This is a genomic window from Mesorhizobium sp. CA8 (genome assembly GCF_020164955.1).
Lineage (GTDB): Bacteria > Pseudomonadota > Alphaproteobacteria > Rhizobiales > Rhizobiaceae > Mesorhizobium.
The window spans coordinates 102,437-121,370 of record NZ_JAIUHG010000003.1; the positions used below are offsets into that span (position 1 = coordinate 102,437).

Genomic DNA, 18,934 nt, shown 5'->3' on the forward strand with positions numbered 1-18,934 from the left:
TTCAGGTGAGGCCGGCCTGCAACACCGATTTCCTGCGCTTCCGGTGGTCACGTACTTAAGGTATGCTCCGCTGCGGCTCTCGGAAATCGCTATTTTCGGCTCGGCCTGACCTGAATCTCAACATCCCTGCCAGCAATTGAGGCGCTCGCTTTTGCTGGCCCAACCCCTATATGCCATCTTGTGATTGCTTGCCTGCCTTTCCCTAGGTAAGAGCAATGCGCCGGCGTGCGGCTCTTGAAGCACGCTTCAACGGATATCCAGAAAACGGCCGATCAGCGCGCCGAACGGAGGCCAGATCATGCTTCAGAAAACCAGCCATTTCATGCGCCAGGCCAATCTCATCAATGGTGAATGGGTGCAGGCCGACAGCGGCCAGACCATCGACGTCAACAATCCGGCGACGGGCCTGAAGATCGGCACCGTGCCGAAGGCCGGCAAGGCCGAAACCCGCCGCGCCATCGAGGCCGCGGAGGAAGCGTTCAAGAGCTGGAGCAAGACCACTGCGCTCGAGCGGTCGAAGCTCCTGCGCAAGCTGCATGACGCGATGATGGACAATCAGGACGTGCTTGCCGAATTGCTGACCATCGAGCAGGGCAAGTCGCTGACCGAATCCAAGGGCGAGATCGGTTCGGCCGCCAGCTATATTCTCTGGTTCGCCGAGGAAGGCCGCCGCGTCTATGGCGACATCGTTCCGTCGCCATGGGGCGACCGCCGCATCCTGGTGACCAAGGAGCCGGTCGGCGTCATCGCCGCCATCACGCCGTGGAATTTCCCGTCCTCGATGCTTGCCCGCAAGATCGGTCCGGCTTTGGCCGCCGGCTGCACCGCGGTGGTCAAGCCGGCCTCGCAGACGCCTTATTCGGGGCTCGCCTGGGGCGCGCTTGTCGAGGAAGTCGGCTTTCCGAAGGGCGTCGTCAATGTCATCACCGGTTCGGCCGGCGAAATCGGCGACGAGATCTGCGCCAACCCACTGGTCAAGAAGATCACCTTCACCGGCTCGACCGAGGTCGGCAAGATCCTTATCCAGAAGTCGGCCTCGACGGTCAAGAAGGTGTCGATGGAGCTTGGCGGCAACGCGCCGTTCCTGGTCTTCGACGACGCCGATGTCGATCGCGCGGTTGCCGGCGCCATCACGGCCAAGTACCGCAATTCCGGCCAGACCTGCGTGTGCACCAATCGCTTCCTCGTGCAGGCCGGCATCTATGACAAATTCGTCGAGAAGCTGGCCGCCGCCAGCAACAACCTCAAGGTCGGCTCGGGCCTGGAAGAAGGCGTGCAGCAGGGGCCGCTGATCGACGAGAAGGCGGTCGAGAAGGTCGAGGAATTCATCGCCGACGCGACGTCGAAGGGCGGCAAGGTCGTCGCCGGCGGTAAGCGTCATGCGCTGGGTGGCTCGTTCTTCCAGCCGACGGTGATCTCCGGCGCCACGCCGAACATGCGCTTCATGAAGGAAGAGATTTTTGGGCCTATCGCGCCCGTGTTCAAGTTTGAGACTGAGGAAGAGGCGATCGCCTTGGCCAATGACACCGAGTTCGGCCTCGCCGCCTATTTCTACACCGGCGATCTCGGCCGCGCCTTCCGGGTGATGGAAGGCCTGAAATACGGCATGGTCGGCGTCAATGAAGGCCTGATCACCACGCCCGAGGCGCCGTTCGGCGGCGTCAAGGAATCGGGTCTTGGCCGTGAAGGCGGGCATCAGGGCATCGAGGACTATCTCGACACCAAATATGCCTGCTTCGGCGGCCTCGGACTCTGACATCGATCCATAGGCGAGGGCAGGCACCCGGCAGTCCACCGTTTCGGACAAACGGTGGACTGCTTATCGCCTTGTCTTGGCGCAAAGCCGCTGCGCACTTTTCCTGGAATTGCTTTAGCCTGCGCTTGCCGGATGATACGCAGCCGGCCTAAATCCACGGATCGGTAATGACATCTTGGGCATGGCGATGAAGGACGGTGAGGTCTTCGGCACGACGCAGGCGGGCGAGGCCGTGCGCCGGTTCACCATTCGCGGCGGCGGCATCACGGCCAACATCATCGGGCTCGGCGCCATCATCCAGGATCTCAGGCTGAGCGGCCACGACGCGCCGCTGGTGCTGGGCTACGACCGTTTCGAACCCTACGAGACCGACCGCGCCTTCTTCGGGGCGGTGGTCGGCCGCTTCGCCAACCGCATCGGCGGGGGCCGCTTCACGATCGCCGGCAGCCGCTACCAGACCGAACAGAATTTTCTCGGCAAGCACACGCTGCATGGCGGCTCGGAAGGCTATTTCCGCCGGCCATGGTCCGTCTCGCTGCATGGCCGTGATTTTGTGACGCTGACGCTGCACGATCCGGACGGCGCCATGGGCTTTCCCGGCGCGCTCGACGTCACCTGCACCTACCGGCTGAAGATCCCGGGCACGCTCAGCATGGAACTGACCGCGACCTGCGAGGAGCCGACGCTCTGCAACCTCGCGCAGCACTCCTATTTCAATCTCGACGATGGCGGGGCCGGCGACATCCTCGATCACCGGCTGATGCTCAACGCCGGCGCCTACACGCCCGTCGATGACGAGATGATCCCGACCGGCGCCGTAAAGCCCGTCGACGGCACGCCTTATGACTTCCGGCAGGCGCGGGCGCTGCGCATGGAAATGGAAGGCGAGCAGCTTCGCTACGACCTGAATTACTGCCTGGCCTCCAGCCGCGGGCCGCTGCACCAGGCTGCCTGGGTGCAAGGCGCCAATTCCGGCGTGGAGATGGAGGTGTGGACCACCGAACCGGGACTGCAGCTCTATAGCGGCCAATTCGTCGCGCCGACGTCGCCGGGGCTCGACGGCCGCCGCTACAAGGCGTTTTCAGGCCTCTGCCTCGAAGCGCAGACCTGGCCGGATGCCCCGAACCGGCCCTATTTCCCGCAGGCGACGCTGTGGCCGGGGCAGATCTATCATCAGGTGACGGAGTACCGGTTCCGTCTGCCTTAAAATTTGACGATACTGAAAGTGAGGGTCGCCTAAGCTTCGATATTGTTAACTGTCGAATGCAGCTCTCAACGTCTCGAATGGAGCCAGCGCGCCGCGAACTTGCACGACCGCGGCGGCGACTTTGTGCGCGCGCAGAGCGGCGGCGGCGGGCGCATGGCCGGCAAGCCGCGCGGCGAGATAGCCGCCGTTGAAGGAATCGCCGGCGCCCGTCGTGTCGACAGGGGCGGCCACATGCACCGCGTCAACGACTTGCGAAGCGCCGTTCAGGGCAATCAGGGCCGGCTGCTCGCCGTTCTTGACCACGACCTCGCCGGTCAGCTTGCCAAGGCGTTCCGCCGTTGCCTGCGGCGTCGCGTCGCCGAACAGCATCTGCTCGTCCGGAAAAGTCGGAAGCGCGATATCGGCCACCGCAAGCGCTTCCAAGATCGCGGCCTGAGCCGTCTCGCGGCTCGGCCACAGACGCGGCCGGTAGTTCGGGTCGAAGGCGACGAGCGAGCCGGCCTTGCGCGCCGCAATTATGGCCGTCAGCAAAGTTTTCCGCGCGGCCTCGTCCAGAATTGCCAAGGTGATTCCGGAAAAATAGACAAGCGCCTGGTTTTCAAGGCTTTTTGCCAGCGCTGTCGGGTCCGAGGCGAGCTGGCGCGCGGCCGCGTCGCTTCGCCAGTAGGTGAAGGCGCGCTCGGCCCCGGTGAGCGTTATGGCGTAAAGGCCGGGACGCGCGCCGGCAATGACCGGACTGTTGCCTATGCCGATGCCGTTCTCGGCAAAGAAAGCGATCTGGTCGCGCGAGAAAGGGTCGTCGCCAAAGGCCGTCACATAGGTCGCGGGCCGTTCCGGGCTCAAGGCGTGCAACGCCCAGAGCGTGTTGAAGGTATCGCCGGCAAAACCCATTCGCCAATTCGGGCCTGTTTGGCCCGACAGTTCCAGCATGCATTCGCCGATCGACGCGATACCATTGGCCATGCGAGCTTATCCTTCCTAAGATGTTGTTGCTGTAGCTTTTTGCGGTCGGCAGCGCCATGCTTGGCTACCGGCGTTTTTTGCGCCAGAAGCGATTTCCACAGGCGGGCCGGGACGCGGCAAGCGCCCCGCGGCGTTAGCAGCCGAAGAGGAATGGGCTTGGCATCGATATGGCGTTACATCCTTGCGGGTCTCGGTCTGGCCGCTCTGCTGGTCGGCATCGTGGCCGCCGTCTATCTGACGTTGCCGCAACCGGCGCCCGGACCGGACCTGTCGCGCTCGAAAAAGACGGCGAACGGTCTGTTCGTCGCGAGCTTCGAGCCGGAGCGCGGCGTCGTCCGGCAGGGCGAGCTGCAGTCCTGGCTGCTGACGCTGAAGACCGCCGCCGGCGCGCCGGTGGAGGGCGCTGCCATCACCGTTTCCGGCGGGATGCCGCAGCACGATCACGGCCTGCCGACCAGTCCGCAGGCGACCGACTATTTGGGCCAGGGGCGCTATCGCATCGATGGCGTGAAGTTCACGATGAGCGGTTGGTGGCAAATGCGCTTTGCCGTGTCGGCGGCGGCGGGCTCCGATTCCGTCGTCTTCAACATCGTGTTGTGAGCGGGCAATGAGGCGGCTGATCAGCGTTGCAAGTCTCTTGGCTTTGGCCGCTCTCGCCTTGCTGGGCGGCTTCGGCGAGCCGCAGTTCAGCGATGCCGAGAAGAAGACCATCGCGTCGCTGGCGCTGAACACGCTGCCATCATTGAAACCCGACACCACGAACCAGTATGCGGACGTACCGGCGGCCGCGGCGCTTGGCTCCACGCTGTTCTTCGATGGCGGCATGAGCCGCGACGGCACGGTGTCCTGCTCGACCTGCCACAAGATCGACCGCCAGTTCCAGGACGACCTGCCGCAGGCGGTCGGTGTCGGCCATACCAACCGCCGCACGATGCCGCTGGCGGGCGTGGCGCGCAATCCCTGGTTCTTCTGGGACGGAAGGCGCGACAGCCTGTGGGCGCAGGCGCTGACGCCGCTTGAAAACCCGCTCGAGCAGGCCGGCAACCGGGCCGCCTTCGCGCATTATATCAAAAAGCGGTTCGGCGAGCGCTATGAGCGGATCTTCGGACCGCTGCCCGACCTTTCCAGCGTGCCGGCCAATGCGAGCCCGCTGGGCAGCGACGCCGAAAAGGCGGCGTGGAACGCCATGCCCACCGGCCAGCAAGACGACGTCAACCGCGTCTTCGCCAATATCGGCAAGGCGATCGCCGCCTTCGAGCGCTCGATCGAGCCTGAGCAGACGCGCTTCGACCGCTTCGCCATCGATCTGGCCACCGGCGCCAAGCCGGAAGGCAATGCGGCGTTCTCGCCGGAAGAGATCCTCGGACTGAAGCTGTTCATCGGCAAGGCCAATTGCGTGACCTGCCACAATGGCCCGCGCTTCACCGACAACTCCTTCCACAACACCGGCGTGCCGCCGTTCGACGGCCTGCCGCCGGACCGCGGGCGCGTCGATGCCGTGACGCAGGTCGAGGCCGATCCTTTCAACTGTATCGGCAAGTTCCGCGACGGCGACGAAAGCGCCTGCCGCGAGCTGCGCTTCATGGTGAAGGACGGTCCGCAAATCATGCGCGCCTACAAGACGCCATCGCTCAGGGGCGCGGCTTACCGGCCGCCTTACATGCATGCCGGGCAATTCTCGACGCTGGATGAAGTGGTGGCGCATTATTCGAAGGCGCCGCCCAGCGTGGAAGGCGTCTCGGAAGTGCATCCGCTCGACCTGTCCGAGCGCGAGCGGGCCGCGCTGGTGGCTTTCCTGAAGACGCTGTCTGATTAGCGGTCCTTCACCGTCTCCATCGCCACAAAAGTCGACGTCTGGGCGACATGGGGCAGGGCAGAGATGCGCTCGCCGAGCACGCGGCGATAGCCGGCGATGTCGGTGGTGCGGACCTTCAGCAGATAATCGAAGCTCGATGCCATCATGTGGCATTGCTCGATCTCCGGCACGCCCTGAACAGCGCGGTTGAAAGCGTCGAGCGCTGCCGAGCGCGTGTCCGATAGCTTTACCTGGACGAAGGCGACATGGCCTTCGCCCATGCGCTCGCGGTCGATGACTGCGCGGTAGCCTCTTATGTAGCCGTCCTTCTCCAGCCGCTTCACGCGCGCCTGCACCGGCGTCTTCGACAGGCCGACCTTCAACGCCAGTTCAGACATCGAAAGCCGGCCGTCGCGCCCGAGCGCGGACAGGATGTTGCGGTCAATGCGGTCCAATTGGTCTTCAGTCATTTAAATCGCAGTCGAAATGGTGGGATTAGTCCCTATATGATAGATCGATCAGTCTATCGTGTCGATTTCTTTGGACCGACTGGAAATCGCAGCTGTGCTAGCTTGCGCCATTCGGTCCGGCGGCCGCCAGACCGTTCGCTCACGCTCGCTTTCATGGACCCGACATGCCGCTCGACGCCCTCCGCCAGCAGATCCGCGCCAATTATTTGCCCGACGAAGACGAGGCGGTAAAGCGCCTGTCAGCGACGGCGGGACTTTCGGCGCAGGAGCGCAAGGCGATCTCGGCGCGCGCTGCCGATCTGGTGCGGGCGGTGCGCGGCTCGACCGATCCCAGGCTGATGGAGGTCTTCCTCTCAGCCTACGGCTTGTCGACCAAGGAAGGCGTGGCGCTGATGTGTCTCGCCGAAGCGCTGCTGCGCGTGCCCGATGCCGAGACGATGGACGATCTCATCGCCGACAAGATCGCGCCTCATGACTGGTCGGCGCATTCGGGTGGTTCGAGCTCGATCTTCGTCAACGCATCGACCTGGGCGCTGATGCTGACCGGCCGCGTGCTCGAGGAAGGCGAGGGCGGCATCGAGGGCACGCTGCGCGCCATGGTGCGCAGGCTTGGCGAGCCGGTGATCCGCAAGGCGGTCGCCGCTGCGATGCGGGAGATGGGCGAGCAATTCGTGCTTGGCCGCACCATCGCCGAGGCCGTCAAACGCGGCCGGCCGATGACGCAGAAGGGCTATCTCTATTCCTTCGACATGCTGGGCGAAGCGGCCCGCACCGAGGCCGACGCGCTGCGTTACCACCGCGCCTATGCTGATGCGATCTCCTCGCTCGATGCGGGGTCGAACGGTCCCGACATCCGTTACAATCACGGCATCTCCGTCAAGCTCTCGGCGCTGCATCCACGCTACGAGGCGGCGCAGCGCGAGACCATGCTGCCGGTGATGGCCGAACGGCTTCTGTCGCTGGCGCTTGCCGCCCGGCATTCGCGCATGGGCCTCAACATCGACGCGGAGGAGGCGGACCGCCTCGACCTGTCGCTCGACGTCATCGAACGCGTGCTGGCCGAGCCGGAACTTGCCGGCTGGGACGGTTTTGGCGTCGTTGTCCAGGCCTATGGCCCGCGCGCGGCCTTCGTCATCGACTGGCTCTATGCGCTCGCCAGGAAACATGACCGCCGGATCATGGTGCGGCTGGTGAAGGGCGCCTATTGGGACACGGAGATCAAGCGGGCGCAGACGCTTGGCTTGTCCGGTTATCCCGTCTTCACCCGCAAGACCAACACCGACGTTTCGTATCTGGCCTGCGCGAAAAAGCTTTTGTCGATGACCGACCGGATCTATCCGCAGTTCGCCACGCATAACGCGCACACGGTTGCCGCCATCCTGTCGATGGCGACGGACCGCGACAGCTTCGAGTTCCAGCGCCTTCACGGCATGGGCGAGGCGCTGCACGAGACCGTGCGGCAGGCCGAAGGCACGCGCTGCCGCATCTATGCGCCGGTCGGCGCGCATTCCGACCTGCTTGCCTATCTGGTGCGCCGTCTGCTGGAAAACGGCGCCAACTCCTCCTTCGTCCACCAGTTGACCGATGAGGAAGTCGAGCCCGAGGAGATCGCGCGCGATCCGCTCGCGGTTGTCGAGACGCAGGGGCCTGCCGCCAATCCGGCGATCGCGAGCCCGGCCGCGATCTTCGGCGCCGGCCGGCGCAATTCCAAAGGCTTCGACATCACCGATCCGGTGACGCTCGCGGCTATCGACAAGGCGAGGGCAGAGTTCGCCGGTACGGATCGCTGGCACGCCAAGCCAGTGACGCGCGCCGCCGGCTACGGCAAACCGCGGCAGATCGTCAATCCGGCAAAGCCCGACGAGATCGTCGGCACCGTGCATGAGGCGGCGGCCAAGCAAGTGGCGACCGCGGTGCGCATCGCTGTCGACGCGCAACCCGCCTGGGCGAAGCGTCCGGTTGCCGAGCGCGCCGCTATCCTCAATCGCGCCGCCGACCTCTACGAGGCGAATGCGGTCGAGTTCTTCGCTCTCGCCACCCGCGAGGCCGGCAAATCGCTGGCCGACGGCGTCGCCGAAGTGCGCGAGGCGGTCGACTTCCTGCGCTACTACGCGGCCGAGGCGGCCAACGCCGAAGCGGGCACGCAAGCGCGCGGCGCAATCGTTTGTATCTCGCCGTGGAATTTCCCGCTGGCGATCTTCACCGGCCAGATCGCGGCGGCTTTGGTCACCGGCAATTCGGTGATCGCCAAGCCGGCCGAGCAGACGCCGCTGATCGCTTTCCGCGCCGTGGAAATGCTGCGCGAGGCTGGCGTGCCGGAGGATGTCATCCAGCTTTTGCCGGGCGATGGCGCCTCGGTCGGCGCGCCGCTGACGGCCGACCCGCGCATTGCCGGCGTCTGTTTCACCGGCTCGACCGAGGTCGCCAAGCTGATCGAGAAGCAACTGGCGGAAACGGCCGCGCCCGACGCCATGCTGATCGCCGAAACCGGCGGCTTGAATGCGATGATCATCGATTCCACCGCACTGCCGGAACAGGCGGTGCGCGACATCCTCGCCTCGGCCTTCCAGAGCGCCGGCCAGCGCTGCTCGGCATTGCGCGTTCTCTACGTGCAGAAGGACGTCGAGAAGAAGATGCTGGAAATGCTGAAGGGCGCGATGGAAGCGCTCAATGTCGGCAATCCCTGGGCCATCTCGACCGATGTCGGCCCGGTCATCGACGACGAGGCGCAGGCGTCGATCAGTGAGTATTGCAAGAAGAAGGGGCTGGAAGGCAGGCTGATAGCGAAATTGGAAGCGCCGGCAACCGGCCGTTTCGTGGCGCCGCATGTCTTCCGCGTCAAAGGCATAGAGGAAATGGAGCGCGAGGTGTTCGGCCCGGTGCTGCATGTCGCGACCTTCGACGCCGACGAGATCGACGCGGTGATCGCCGCCATCAACCGCAAGGGCTACGGGCTGACCTTCGGGCTGCACACGCGCATCGAAGGCCGCGTCCAGCATTTCGTCGACGGCATCCATGCCGGCAACATCTATGTCAACCGCAACCAGATCGGCGCCGTCGTAGGCTCGCAACCCTTCGGCGGCGAGGGGCTTTCGGGCACCGGCCCGAAGGCCGGCGGGCCGCATTATCTGCGCCGGTTCCGCAAAGGGCCTGAGGCCGGCACCGAGCTTGGCGAGGGCCACAAGGTGAGCGCGACCGAGCTTGCCGACAATCTGCCGGATCCCACGCTCGGCGGCTGGTCGACGCGGCCGGATCGCGTGGCGATCCTGAGGAAGCATCTGCGCGGCAAAGGGGCGGCGGCGATCGCCGCAGCCGCCAGCCTCGATTTCGGCCAGGTCGACCTGCCCGGGCCGACCGGCGAGGCCAACACGCTGTCGCTGGCACCGCGTGGCCGAGTGTTGTGCCTGGGCCCGGATGCCGAGACGCTGCTTGCCCAGACGATCCAGGCGCTTGCGGCCGGCAATGCGGTGCTTGCGGTGGCGCCGGGCGCGCCGGCTGCGCTGTCGGCGTTGACCGGCAAGGGCCTGCCGCTGGCGGCGATCGACGGTCGGCCCGATCCGGTCGAGGCGCGTTCGCTGCGGGTCGATGTCGTCGCCTTCTCCGGCACGCCGGAGGCGGCGCGCATCGTGCGCAAGGTGATTGCCGAGCGCTCCGGGCCGATCGTGCCGCTGGTCAGCGAGGTGCTCAATCCGGTGGCCTACGCCCATGAACGCGCGGTCTGCGTCGACACCACGGCGGCGGGCGGGAACGCCAGCCTGCTGGCGGCAGCATAGTCAGCTCGAGACGAGCTCTTTTGGCGGAGGCGCGTTTCAGGCGCCTTCGACGACCGAGAATCCTTCGAACTGCGGGTGGCCCAGATAGTGCACCTTCGAGCCGCCGGCGTTGCGATGGGCGGCGCGGAAGTTCTCCGATTTCGTCCAGGCGACGAAATCCTCCTGGCTTGCCCAGACGGTGTGCGAGGCAAACAGTGTATAGCCCTCGGTCTCGTTGACCGGACCGCGCAGCAGGTGGAATTCCCTGAAACCCTGCATTCCGGAGAGGCTTGAATCGCGGTTCTTCCAGACGTCCTCAAAGCCTTCCTCGGAGCCGTTCTGGACCTTGAAGCGGTTCATGGCGATGTACATTGGTTTCCTTTCGAATGGACGAATTCTTAGGATGGGAAGGTTCTAAAAAGGGCCGATCCGCGCCTTGAACACCCAACTCGATTTTCCGGTCTCGGGTGGAATGGGAGGGAACGGTGCCTGCTTGCGCACCAGCGTCAAAGCGAACTGATCGAGCTCGGCGGACCCTGAACTTTCAGCGAGCTGCAGGTCGCTGACGCTGCCATCGGCCGCGACGACGAAAACCACCCTGGCATTGTTGCGAGCCTTGGCCTGGATCGATTTCGAAACGCGACGGTTGGCGCGGGCCAGCTTCTTCTGGATTTCACCACTGTAGCGGGATTCCAGCGCATTGCCGGCGGCCTGTTTCTTGCCCTTGCTGGCGATGACCGGCGCATCGCGCATATCGCCATCCGCCGTGCCGCGCGGTTCAACGGTTTCGCTTGGCCCCGCCGATCCGGCTGGTGCGCTCGATGTCGCGCTCGGAACCGGCGATTGCTCAGGCTCGGCAGGGGACGCTTGTGTGCTATGCGGCTCGATCGCGGGCGTCGGCTTGCCGTCCGTGGGGACGCTCTGATCATCCTGGCGCGGTGCGGCGGCCGCCAGGATATCCGGCGTAGAGGCCTGCTCCTTGACGGCTTCCGGCGGAGGCTGGCGCGCCACTTGCTCACTTACCGGCTGCGGCGCCTCGGCCGGCGGAACGGGCTGGACAGACTGGCGTTTTGCCGGTTGCGGATCCGGCACCAGGGTAACATCCACCGCGCCGGACGCCTGGTCGTCCAAGGCGCTGCCGATGACGTTGGTGCCGGACTGGTCGGCGCCCTCGGCCCTGATCGCGTCCGCAGGATCGAATGTCCCCGCGGGTGCGATCAGAAACGCTGCTGCGGCGGCGCCATGGAGCAGGCCGGAGGCGATGATCGCCACCATCCATCTGCGGTCTCCCGCGGATTGCCGCATCTGCATAAGCGGCTCGGCCGGCTTGATAGCCGGTTCGCTGCCTGCATCGCAAGGGTGATTGATGTCCTGCATGTGTCGCGCCGAGACCTGCCGCACGCGACAAGGAATTGTCAAATCAAGATCGGTTGCCGCCCATGGCGGTGGACCGGAGGCGGGCCACGCCACGGCGCCATGCGGAATGGCCGGATGTAATCCGCCGAAAGCGATGGCGGTCTTGGTCGAGGTCTTGAGCGCGCATGCAGGCCGCCGGCTCGACCCCGGGCTCAGCCTCCAAAGCGCATGGTTGCCGCGACCTTCAGCGTGACGCCGGGCTCATAGAGGACGGCTGTCGTGCTTCCGTTGAGCGGGTTGGTGTATTTGACGTCGAACAGATTATCGGCGCGGAAGTCGAGCTTGAGATCGTCCGTCGCTTGGTAGCTGGCGAAGGCGTTGACCAGCGTGAAGTCCTTGGCCACCGGATTGCCCTTGGGCTTCCCGTTGTACTGCACTTCGCCGCCGACTGTCAGCTTGTCCTCGAGGAAGCGCAGGCCGAGCTGGGCCGTCACCTGGGAAGACGGGATGGTCGCGAGGTCGCCGCGCTCGCCCTCATAGGAGATGGTGTGGCCGTTGATGATGGAGGCCGAGAGACCGGCATAACCCCAACCGGCGTCGTAGACGCTTTCCAGCTCGAAGCCGTCGATCTTGGCCTTGGCGAAGTTCTGGTACTGGAAGCAGATCGGAATGCCCGGGCCGAACGGGCAGCCGCTGGTCGGATCGAAGGGCGAGAGCGTCACTCCGTCGATGTAGTCGTCGACATTGTTGTGGAAGTAGGCTGCCTTGAGCCGCAGCGCGTCGCCGCCCTCGATGATGTCATTCTGCTGGTAGTTGGCGCCGAACTCGACGGTCTTGCCGGTCTCGGGCTTCAGGTTCGGGTTGGGCAGGAACGGGAAGCTGACGCCGGCCGGATGGTTGCCGCTGATCAGCGTCTCGGTCAGCGAGGGCGAGCGGTAACCTTCCGCATAGGTCCCGTAGAACTGCAGGCCTGGCAGGCCGGCGCTTTCGAAGGGCGAGACGCCGACCGTAATGCGCGGCGATACCCGGTCGCCGGAGGTCTCATTCGTATCGTCCTTCAGGCTGTAATTGTCGTAGCGCAGGCCGCCAATGACCTCCAGCCATTCCCAGGTCAGCTTGTCCTGGATGTAGGCGCCGGACACGTTGCGCTTCCCGCCAGGCGTATAGAAGCTGTCGCCGCCAGCTGTGCCGCCGGTATCGACGTCGTCGCCGACCCAGTCACCGCCATAGGTCAGTTCGTGGGCGACGCCCGCCGTCTCGAAGCGCGACGTGTTCCAGATGTCGATGCCGGTGGTGCCGACATCGAAGGTGGACAGCGAGCCGGCCGGCAGCAGCACAGGCAGGCCGGTGACCGGATCGAAGCGATTTTGGACCGTAAGCGTCGTCAGGTCGAGAAGGGTCTTGTTGTAGGAGGCGTTGATGTGGAGGTCGAGCCAGCTCCTGGCATCGTCGGTGATGTTGTAGCGGGCGGTAAAGGTGTTCGACTTCAGATCGACATCGTTGGCCGGCACGCCGCTGCTGGTCTCGGTCCAGCCGTCCTTCGAGCCGACCCAACCTAATTTCAATTCGCTGTTCTCGGTCGGGCGTATGGTGGTCTTGAGCAGTCCGCTCAGCACGTCGAAACCGGTGCCGGCCACGGTGTCGCCGCCGCCGTTCTTGTAGTCGCCGTAGTCGCGGTAGACGATGTTGCCGAGAACGTCCCAGTTCTCGTCGATCCGGTAGGCGCCGGTGGCGCTGGTGGTCCACCCCTCGCCGTTGCTTTCATAGCGTCCGGTCAGCGTGCCGGCCCATGTCTCCTCCGGCTTGAGGAAATCCGCCGCGTCCTTGGTGTCGAAGAAGACGACGCCGCCGATGGCGCCGGAGCCGTAGGTGTTGGCAACCGGGCCGCGGATGACGTCGACGGACTTGATGAGCTCAGGATCGACATAGAAGGTCGACTGCGTGCCGTGGTCCGAGCGCTGGAAGTCCTGCCTTGCGCCGTCGACAATCACCGCAACGCGGCCGAAATCCTGCAGGCCGCGGATGTTGATGCTCGAAGACACACGCCGCGCGTCGGCCTGGACGGTGACGCCCGGCACGCCGAGCAGCATCTCGTTCGGCGTCGTCGCCATGCGGCGGTCGAGCTGCTCCTGGTCGACATGGCTGGCGGAAGCCAGCGACTGGATCGCGGTTTCGCCGGTGCGGCTGATGACGAGGATCTTGTCGAGCAGCGTCCCTTCGGCCGCGGCGCTCTCGGCCTGCTGCTGGTTGACCGGCTGCACGGCTTGCTGGGCTTGCGCGGCGGGCACGCTGAGTGCGATCGCCGCCGCTCCGGCCATCAATGCGGCGATTGCCTTTGCAATCGATCGGAAGCCCGGCCCCGCGCTATTGCCCGCAGGGCCCGTCCGTTCCCAAGTCGCCAACCCCATGCCCAACTCCAGATTTCAGGCTCGTAGCTGGCTGGCCAGTGGCTCGCTCGCATTTTTGATCATATCCGGCGTCTTAAATGTTGACTCATTTACTCCGGTAATGCACTGACTAGTAAACATGACTATTCGAGTCAAGAATTTAATCCGCATTTTATGAGGCTGCGGCCAAGGTGGCCGGCAGAGGAAGGACCGACCCGATGAACACGCACAATCCCCACGATTTCCGCTATCGCGTCCGCCGTCCGGATGACACGCAGATGCGTTACGAACGCGTGCCGTTGGCGGTGAGGACGCTCTCCAGCAACACGCTGTTCCAGGGCGAGCACGAGATCGGCATCGAGCATCATGGCGCGCTCTACCGCCTAAAGATCACCCGCCAGGGCAAGCTGATCCTCAACAAGTGAGGACCGGCGGGCGCTAGACAAGCAGACATCAGGCATACAGGTGGACGAAATGGACCAGCGCGTTAAGCCGTCGCCGGAGGAAATCCGGCGGGCGCGAGAAGAAAATCCGAAAATGCGGGAGCGCGATCTCTCGGCGCAATTGGGCATTTCGGAAGCGGAGCTGGTCGCCGCGCAATGCGGCTTCGGCGCTGTCCGCGTCGAGCCGTGCGTCAACGATCTTTTGACCGGTCTCGAGGCGGTCGGCGAAGTGATGGCGTTGACCCGCAACGAAAGCGCCGTACACGAAAAGATCGGCGTCTACGACAAGGTCGTGACCGGCAACCATAATGCCATGGTGCTTGGCGAGAACATCGACCTGCGCATCTTCCCGAAAGTCTGGGCGCACGGCTTTGCCGTCGAAAACCGCGACGGCGGCGAGATCCGCCGCAGCCTGCAGTTCTTCGACGCGGCGGGCGAGGCAGTGCACAAGGTGCATCTGAGGCCCGCATCCAATCTCTATGCCTACCAGAAATTGGTGGCGAGCCTCGAATCGTCGAACCAGGAACAGACCGTCGCGATTCTCCCACGCGCCGCGGAAGGAGAAGATGAAGGGCAGGGCGCGGCTGCTTCGATCGGCGATCTGCGCGACCGCTGGAGCCGGCTCACCGACGTGCATCAGTTCTTCGGCATGCTGAAGACGCTGAAGCTCAGTCGCCGCGAGGCGGTGCGCATGGTGGGCCAGGACTATGCCTGGCTGCTCGACAATGACGCGATCAGCGCCATGTTCCACCGCGCTGCGGCAGGCGAGATGCCCATCATGTGCTTCGTGGGCAATCGCGGCTGCATCCAGATCCATTCCGGCCCGGTCAAATCGGTCAAGCCGATGGGCCCGTGGATCAACGTGCTCGACGAGACCTTCCATCTGCATCTGAGGGTCGACCACGTTCACGAGGTCTGGGCAGTGCGCAAGCCCACCAAGGACGGCCATGTCACCTCGCTGGAGGCCTATGACGCCAATGGCGGCTTGATCATCCAGTTCTTCGGCAAGCGCCATGAAGGCGAAGGCGAGCGCGAAGACTGGCGTTTTCTCGCCGAGAACCTGCCCCGCATTCCCAACCCGACCGCGGCATGAGGTGGCACCCAATGCGCTTTGTTCTCAGATTCCGCGCGGCGCTTGCGCCGACGCTCGGCGTCCTGCTTGCCGTCATGCAGCCAGCCAAGGCGGACGAAGGCACGACCGTCTTTTCGGACAACTCGCGGATCGCCTCCGTAGGCGGCTCCATCACCGAGATCGTCTATGCGCTCGGCGAGGAAGGCCATCTTGTCGCCCGCGACTCGACCAGCAATTATCCCGAGGCCGCGGCGAAGCTCCCCGATGTCGGCTATATGCGCGCGCTGTCGCCCGAGGGCGTCCTGTCTGTCAATCCGACCGGAATCCTGGCCCTGCAGGGCAGCGGCCCGAAAGAAGCGGTCGACGTGCTGAAGAAGTCGAGCGTGGCTTTCATCGAGGTGCCGGACCACTACAATCATGAGGGCATCCTGGAAAAGATCCGCGTCGTCGGCAAGGCGCTGGGGGTCGAGGCCAAGGCGGAAAAGCTCGCGGCGGAGACGGACGCGAAGCTGACCGCGGCGGAAAAGCAGACGGCTGCGATCAAGGAGCGCAAACGGGTGCTCTTCGTGCTGTCGACGCAGGGCGGCAAGATCCTTGCTGCGGGCAGCGACACGGCGGCCGACGGCGTCGTCAAGCTTGCCGGCGCGGTCAACGCGGTCGAGGGTTTCTCCGGCTACAAGCCGATGACCGATGAGGCGATCGTCAGCGCCAAGCCGGATGTGATCCTGACGATGAAGGGCGGCGGGCCGCCGATCTCGGAGGAGGAGCTGTTTGCCAATCCGGCCGTCGCGTCGACCCCGGCTGGCACGAACCGCAAGATGATCAGCATGGGGGGCGGCTATCTGCTCGGCTTCGGGCCGCGCACCGCCGAAGCCATCCACGATCTTGCGGTCGCGCTTTATGGCAACCAGGTCCTGGACTGAGCGGCCATGGCCGAACAGTCGATAGCAGGCGCGCCGGGCCAGGCGATGGCAGCCGATGGCGACCGCTCGGCGCGCGCAAGGTTCGTCATCGCGCTTTTGTGCCTGGCGCTGGCCCTTTCCGTTTTCCTGTCGCTGACGGCGGGCGCTTCCGACGCATCGGCCGTTCGCGTCATCCACGACTGGTTCACCGGCGCCGTGCCGCCGGATGGCGCGCTTGCGGCGCGCGACCGGCTGATCGTCTATGACATCCGCATGCCGCGCGTGCTGCTCGGTGTGCTGATCGGCGCAGCGCTGGCCGTCTGCGGCGCGGTGATGCAGGGCCTGTTCCGCAATCCGCTTGCCGATCCCGGCCTGATCGGCGTCTCTGCCGGCTCCAGTCTCGGCGCGGTGACGATCATCGTGGTCGGCACGACCTGGCTTGCGCCCGTCACGCTTGCGCTCGGCGCGCTCGCTTTGCCGCTCGCGGCATTCTTCGGCGGGCTCGCGGTGACGTTGCTGCTCTACGCCATCGCCACGCGCCAGGGACGGACGTCGGTCGCCACGATGCTGCTTGCCGGCATCGCCATCAGCGCTCTGGCCATGGCGATCACGGGCACCCTTATCTTCATGGCCGACGACCGGCAGCTGCGCGACCTGACCTTCTGGCAACTCGGCTCGCTGGCCGGCGCGACATGGCCGAAGATCGGCACCGTGGGGCCAGTCATCATCCTTGCGCTGGCCACGATGCCGTTCCTGTCGCGCGGCCTCAACGCGCTGGCGCTGGGCGAAGCGACCGCGGGCCATCTCGGCATTCCGGTGCAGCGGCTGAAATACACGGCCATTATCGGCGTGTCGGCGGCGGTCGGCGCTTCGGTCGCGGTCAGCGGTGGCATCGGCTTCATCGGCATCGTCGTGCCGCATGTGCTGCGGCTGGCGATCGGCCCTGACAACCGCTATTTGCTGCCGGCCTCGGCCCTGCTCGGCGCATCGCTGCTTCTCATCGCCGACGCGGTCGCCCGCACCATCGTCGCGCCGGCCGAACTGCCGATCGGCATCGTCACGGCGGTCGCCGGCGCGCCGTTCTTCCTGTGGATCCTGCTGCGCAAGCGCGGCGTCGTTGATCTGTGAGTTCGCCATGATCGAAGCGCGCGACATTTCGGTGGCGATCGGCGGCAAGCGCATCGTATCCCATGTCGACTTCAGGGCGCGGCCCGGCGAGGTGACGGCAATTGTCGGGCCAAACGGATCCGGCAAGACGACTTTGCTCAAGGCGCTGACAGGCGAGCTTGCCTATGCCGGCACCGTCACGCTCAACGGCCGCGACCTGTCGGCCATGAAGCCGGTCGAGGCAGCCACGCTGCGCGCGGTGCTGCCGCAGGCCACGGCGCTGTCCTTCCCGTTCACCGTGCGCGAGATCGTGCGCCTCGGCCTGATCGGTGGGCGCTCCGGCGTGCTGCCCGGCGAGGACGCGCGTTTGCCCGAGCGGGCGCTGGCGCGTCTCGACCTCGACGGTTTCGCCGGCCGCTTCTACCAGGAACTTTCCGGCGGCGAGCAGCAGCGCGTGCAGCTCGCCCGCGTGCTCTGCCAGGTTTGGGCGCCGATGCTCGAAGGGCGGCCGCGCTATCTCTTCCTCGACGAGCCGGTCTCCAGCCTCGACGTCAAGCACCAGCTCATCATCATGGATATCGCACGCGATTTCGCCCGGCGCGGCGGCGGTGTGGTGGCAATCCTGCACGACCTCAATTTGACGGCCATGTATGCCGAGCGGATTTTTGTCCTGCGTAACGGCGAGCTTGCCGCCGCGGGGTCGCCAATGGACGTGATCAATGACGAGCTGATCGAAAGGGTGTTCGACTGCAGGCTCAAGGTCGGTGCTCTGCCGTCAGGGAATATCCCGTTCGTACTGCCGCAATCGGCGGCTTAGGTCTGGCGGCAAGGGGCGGTTTCCCGCCTTCGTCATCCACGGGCGGAGCGGGAGCGAAGCGGACGCGGAGAACCCGAGGATCCATTCCGTTACATCAACCGAAGAATGCGGCGATCCAGAAAGGAGCGCTGGCGCCGACGTCGCTAGTTCTGCATCGCTGCGGCGCTCGAATGTCACGGAATGGATTCTAAGGTCTGCGCTGCGTCGCTGCGCTCCTTGCTCCGCCCTAGAATGACGAAGCCATGGGTGGCGCCCCACCCGGGAAGTCATGGGCGGCGTCGCACCACGGAAGTCGTGGGCGGCTCTCATCGAAAACCAGGCCGCAAGCGCCCGATCACGCCGCGGGCGCGCGCTGCTCCAGAAGGTCAATGCCGAGCAAGCTGCGCACATTCGGGCGCGCGGCGACGAGGTCGGCGATCGTGTAGCGGGAGAGCACGGCGAAGAAGGCGTTGAGCGCCTCGCGCAGCGCCGAATTCAGGGCGCAACTGTCGACCAGCGGGCATTCGGCCGCGTCGTTCTCGAAGCATTCGGCCATGGCGAAGCTCTCTTCGGTGACGCGCACGACATCGAACAGGCTGATCTGCTCGGCCGGACGGCCAAGCCTGACGCCGCCATTCCTGCCGCGCACGGTCTCGACCAGGCCGGCCTCGACCAGCGGCTGCAGGATCTTGAACAGGAACAATTCCGACACCGAATATGCGGCGGCGATCTCGGGGATGCGGCTCAGCCTGTCGGTGTTTGCGGCGCAATACATCAGGATGCGCATCGCATAATTGGTCTGGCGCGTGAGCCGCATGGTTTCCTCGCGAAATATTAGCTTGAGCCGAATATGGCCCATAGTTTGGAACAATTCCAGACTGGACCGGTACATAGCTGAACAATCGTGTCAACTTTTCGTGCATGCTGG

General features: G+C 65.0%; 16 protein-coding genes. 10 read left to right on the forward strand and 6 right to left on the reverse strand.

The annotated features are described in order from the left end of the window. Positions 1–298: 298 nt before the first annotated feature. Both LB553_RS04860 and LB553_RS04865 read left to right on the forward strand, forming a co-directional pair. Positions 299–1,756: an NAD-dependent succinate-semialdehyde dehydrogenase gene (locus LB553_RS04860; protein WP_224511156.1), complete on the forward strand. Its 1,458-nt coding sequence runs from the start codon at positions 299–301 to the stop codon at positions 1,754–1,756. A gap of 181 nt (positions 1,757–1,937) precedes the next feature. After that, positions 1,938–2,963, forward strand: a complete 1,026-nt coding sequence (locus tag LB553_RS04865) for an aldose epimerase family protein (protein WP_224511159.1) — start codon at positions 1,938–1,940, stop codon at positions 2,961–2,963. Positions 2,964–3,008: 45 nt separating this feature from the next. Here LB553_RS04865 and LB553_RS04870 read toward each other — a convergent pair whose 3' ends face one another. Continuing rightward, on the reverse strand, positions 3,009–3,926 hold the full coding sequence (locus LB553_RS04870; RefSeq protein ID WP_224511161.1) for a sugar kinase: 918 nt from the start codon (positions 3,924–3,926) through the stop codon (positions 3,009–3,011). Positions 3,927–4,082: 156 nt separating this feature from the next. On the opposite strand from LB553_RS04870, the gene LB553_RS04875 reads away from it, so the two are divergent. Then, positions 4,083–4,526, forward strand: coding sequence for a FixH family protein (locus tag LB553_RS04875; protein ID WP_224511163.1), 444 nt, complete (start codon positions 4,083–4,085; stop codon positions 4,524–4,526). Between the two features lie 7 nt (positions 4,527–4,533). Beyond that, positions 4,534–5,742 carry a cytochrome-c peroxidase gene (locus LB553_RS04880; RefSeq protein WP_224511164.1) on the forward strand — a complete coding sequence of 403 codons (1,209 nt, stop codon included), beginning with the start codon at positions 4,534–4,536 and terminating at the stop codon, positions 5,740–5,742. Here the strand turns inward: LB553_RS04880 and LB553_RS04885 are convergent. Then, positions 5,739–6,191 carry an Lrp/AsnC family transcriptional regulator gene (locus tag LB553_RS04885; protein WP_224511165.1) on the reverse strand — a complete coding sequence of 151 codons (453 nt, stop codon included), beginning with the start codon at positions 6,189–6,191 and terminating at the stop codon, positions 5,739–5,741. The two genes, LB553_RS04880 and LB553_RS04885, sit on opposite strands and share 4 nt — an antisense overlap. 164 nt (positions 6,192–6,355) lie before the next feature. Here LB553_RS04885 and putA point away from each other — a divergent pair, with 164 nt between their 5' ends. After that, complete coding sequence (putA, locus tag LB553_RS04890) at positions 6,356–9,964, forward strand: bifunctional proline dehydrogenase/L-glutamate gamma-semialdehyde dehydrogenase PutA (RefSeq protein ID WP_224511166.1); 3,609 nt, start codon at positions 6,356–6,358, stop codon at positions 9,962–9,964. Between the two features lie 36 nt (positions 9,965–10,000). On the opposite strand, the gene LB553_RS04895 is transcribed toward putA, so the two are convergent. The 3 genes from LB553_RS04895 to LB553_RS04905 form a co-directional block, all read right to left on the reverse strand. Then, positions 10,001–10,315, reverse strand: coding sequence for an antibiotic biosynthesis monooxygenase family protein (locus LB553_RS04895; protein ID WP_224511167.1), 315 nt, complete (start codon positions 10,313–10,315; stop codon positions 10,001–10,003). A gap of 42 nt (positions 10,316–10,357) precedes the next feature. Beyond that, the gene (locus LB553_RS04900) at positions 10,358–11,320 is read right to left on the reverse strand and encodes an energy transducer TonB (protein WP_224511168.1); all 963 of its coding nucleotides are present in this window, start codon (positions 11,318–11,320) and stop codon (positions 10,358–10,360) included. A gap of 191 nt (positions 11,321–11,511) precedes the next feature. Then, on the reverse strand, positions 11,512–13,707 hold the full coding sequence (locus tag LB553_RS04905; RefSeq protein WP_412033252.1) for a TonB-dependent hemoglobin/transferrin/lactoferrin family receptor: 2,196 nt from the start codon (positions 13,705–13,707) through the stop codon (positions 11,512–11,514). 197 nt (positions 13,708–13,904) lie between these two features. On the opposite strand from LB553_RS04905, the gene hemP reads away from it, so the two are divergent. From hemP to LB553_RS04930, 5 genes are read left to right on the forward strand one after another with little or no spacing between them, the layout of a single operon-like run. Continuing rightward, entirely contained in the window at positions 13,905–14,111 is a 207-nt protein-coding gene (gene hemP / locus LB553_RS04910) for a hemin uptake protein HemP (RefSeq protein ID WP_224511170.1), read from the forward strand. A gap of 49 nt (positions 14,112–14,160) precedes the next feature. Further along, positions 14,161–15,222 (forward strand): hemin-degrading factor, encoded by a 1,062-nt coding sequence (locus LB553_RS04915; RefSeq protein ID WP_224511171.1) that lies wholly within the window; start codon positions 14,161–14,163, stop codon positions 15,220–15,222. An 11-nt stretch (positions 15,223–15,233) separates the two neighbouring features. Then, the gene (locus LB553_RS04920) at positions 15,234–16,124 is read left to right on the forward strand and encodes a heme/hemin ABC transporter substrate-binding protein (RefSeq protein ID WP_224511173.1); all 891 of its coding nucleotides are present in this window, start codon (positions 15,234–15,236) and stop codon (positions 16,122–16,124) included. A gap of 6 nt (positions 16,125–16,130) precedes the next feature. Next, positions 16,131–17,231, forward strand: coding sequence for a FecCD family ABC transporter permease (locus LB553_RS04925; RefSeq protein WP_224511175.1), 1,101 nt, complete (start codon positions 16,131–16,133; stop codon positions 17,229–17,231). 7 nt (positions 17,232–17,238) lie between these two features. Continuing rightward, complete coding sequence (locus LB553_RS04930) at positions 17,239–18,027, forward strand: heme ABC transporter ATP-binding protein (protein ID WP_224511177.1); 789 nt, start codon at positions 17,239–17,241, stop codon at positions 18,025–18,027. Positions 18,028–18,361: 334 nt separating this feature from the next. Here LB553_RS04930 and rirA read toward each other — a convergent pair whose 3' ends face one another. After that, complete coding sequence (gene rirA, locus LB553_RS04935; protein ID WP_224511179.1) at positions 18,362–18,823, reverse strand: iron-responsive transcriptional regulator RirA; 462 nt, start codon at positions 18,821–18,823, stop codon at positions 18,362–18,364. Positions 18,824–18,934 lie beyond the last annotated feature (111 nt).

Excerpts from the sequence above, each read along its gene's own strand:
- LB553_RS04860 (WP_224511156.1), top strand. The coding sequence starts at position 299 with ATGCTTCAGAAAACCAGCCATTTCATGCGCCAGGCCAATCTCATCAAT.
- LB553_RS04865 (WP_224511159.1), top strand. The coding sequence starts at position 1,938 with ATGGCGATGAAGGACGGTGAGGTCTTCGGCACGACGCAGGCGGGCGAG.
- LB553_RS04870 (WP_224511161.1), bottom strand. The coding sequence starts at position 3,926 with ATGGCCAATGGTATCGCGTCGATCGGCGAATGCATGCTGGAACTGTCG.
- LB553_RS04880 (WP_224511164.1), top strand. The coding sequence starts at position 4,534 with ATGAGGCGGCTGATCAGCGTTGCAAGTCTCTTGGCTTTGGCCGCTCTC.
- LB553_RS04885 (WP_224511165.1), bottom strand. The coding sequence starts at position 6,191 with ATGACTGAAGACCAATTGGACCGCATTGACCGCAACATCCTGTCCGCG.
- putA (WP_224511166.1), top strand. The coding sequence starts at position 6,356 with ATGCCGCTCGACGCCCTCCGCCAGCAGATCCGCGCCAATTATTTGCCC.
- LB553_RS04895 (WP_224511167.1), bottom strand. The coding sequence starts at position 10,315 with ATGTACATCGCCATGAACCGCTTCAAGGTCCAGAACGGCTCCGAGGAA.
- LB553_RS04900 (WP_224511168.1), bottom strand. The coding sequence starts at position 11,320 with ATGCAGGACATCAATCACCCTTGCGATGCAGGCAGCGAACCGGCTATC.
- LB553_RS04905 (WP_412033252.1), bottom strand. The coding sequence starts at position 13,707 with ATGGGGTTGGCGACTTGGGAACGGACGGGCCCTGCGGGCAATAGCGCG.
- hemP (WP_224511170.1), top strand. The coding sequence starts at position 13,905 with ATGAACACGCACAATCCCCACGATTTCCGCTATCGCGTCCGCCGTCCG.
- LB553_RS04915 (WP_224511171.1), top strand. The coding sequence starts at position 14,161 with ATGGACCAGCGCGTTAAGCCGTCGCCGGAGGAAATCCGGCGGGCGCGA.
- LB553_RS04920 (WP_224511173.1), top strand. The coding sequence starts at position 15,234 with ATGCGCTTTGTTCTCAGATTCCGCGCGGCGCTTGCGCCGACGCTCGGC.
- LB553_RS04925 (WP_224511175.1), top strand. The coding sequence starts at position 16,131 with ATGGCCGAACAGTCGATAGCAGGCGCGCCGGGCCAGGCGATGGCAGCC.
- LB553_RS04930 (WP_224511177.1), top strand. The coding sequence starts at position 17,239 with ATGATCGAAGCGCGCGACATTTCGGTGGCGATCGGCGGCAAGCGCATC.
- rirA (WP_224511179.1), bottom strand. The coding sequence starts at position 18,823 with ATGCGGCTCACGCGCCAGACCAATTATGCGATGCGCATCCTGATGTAT.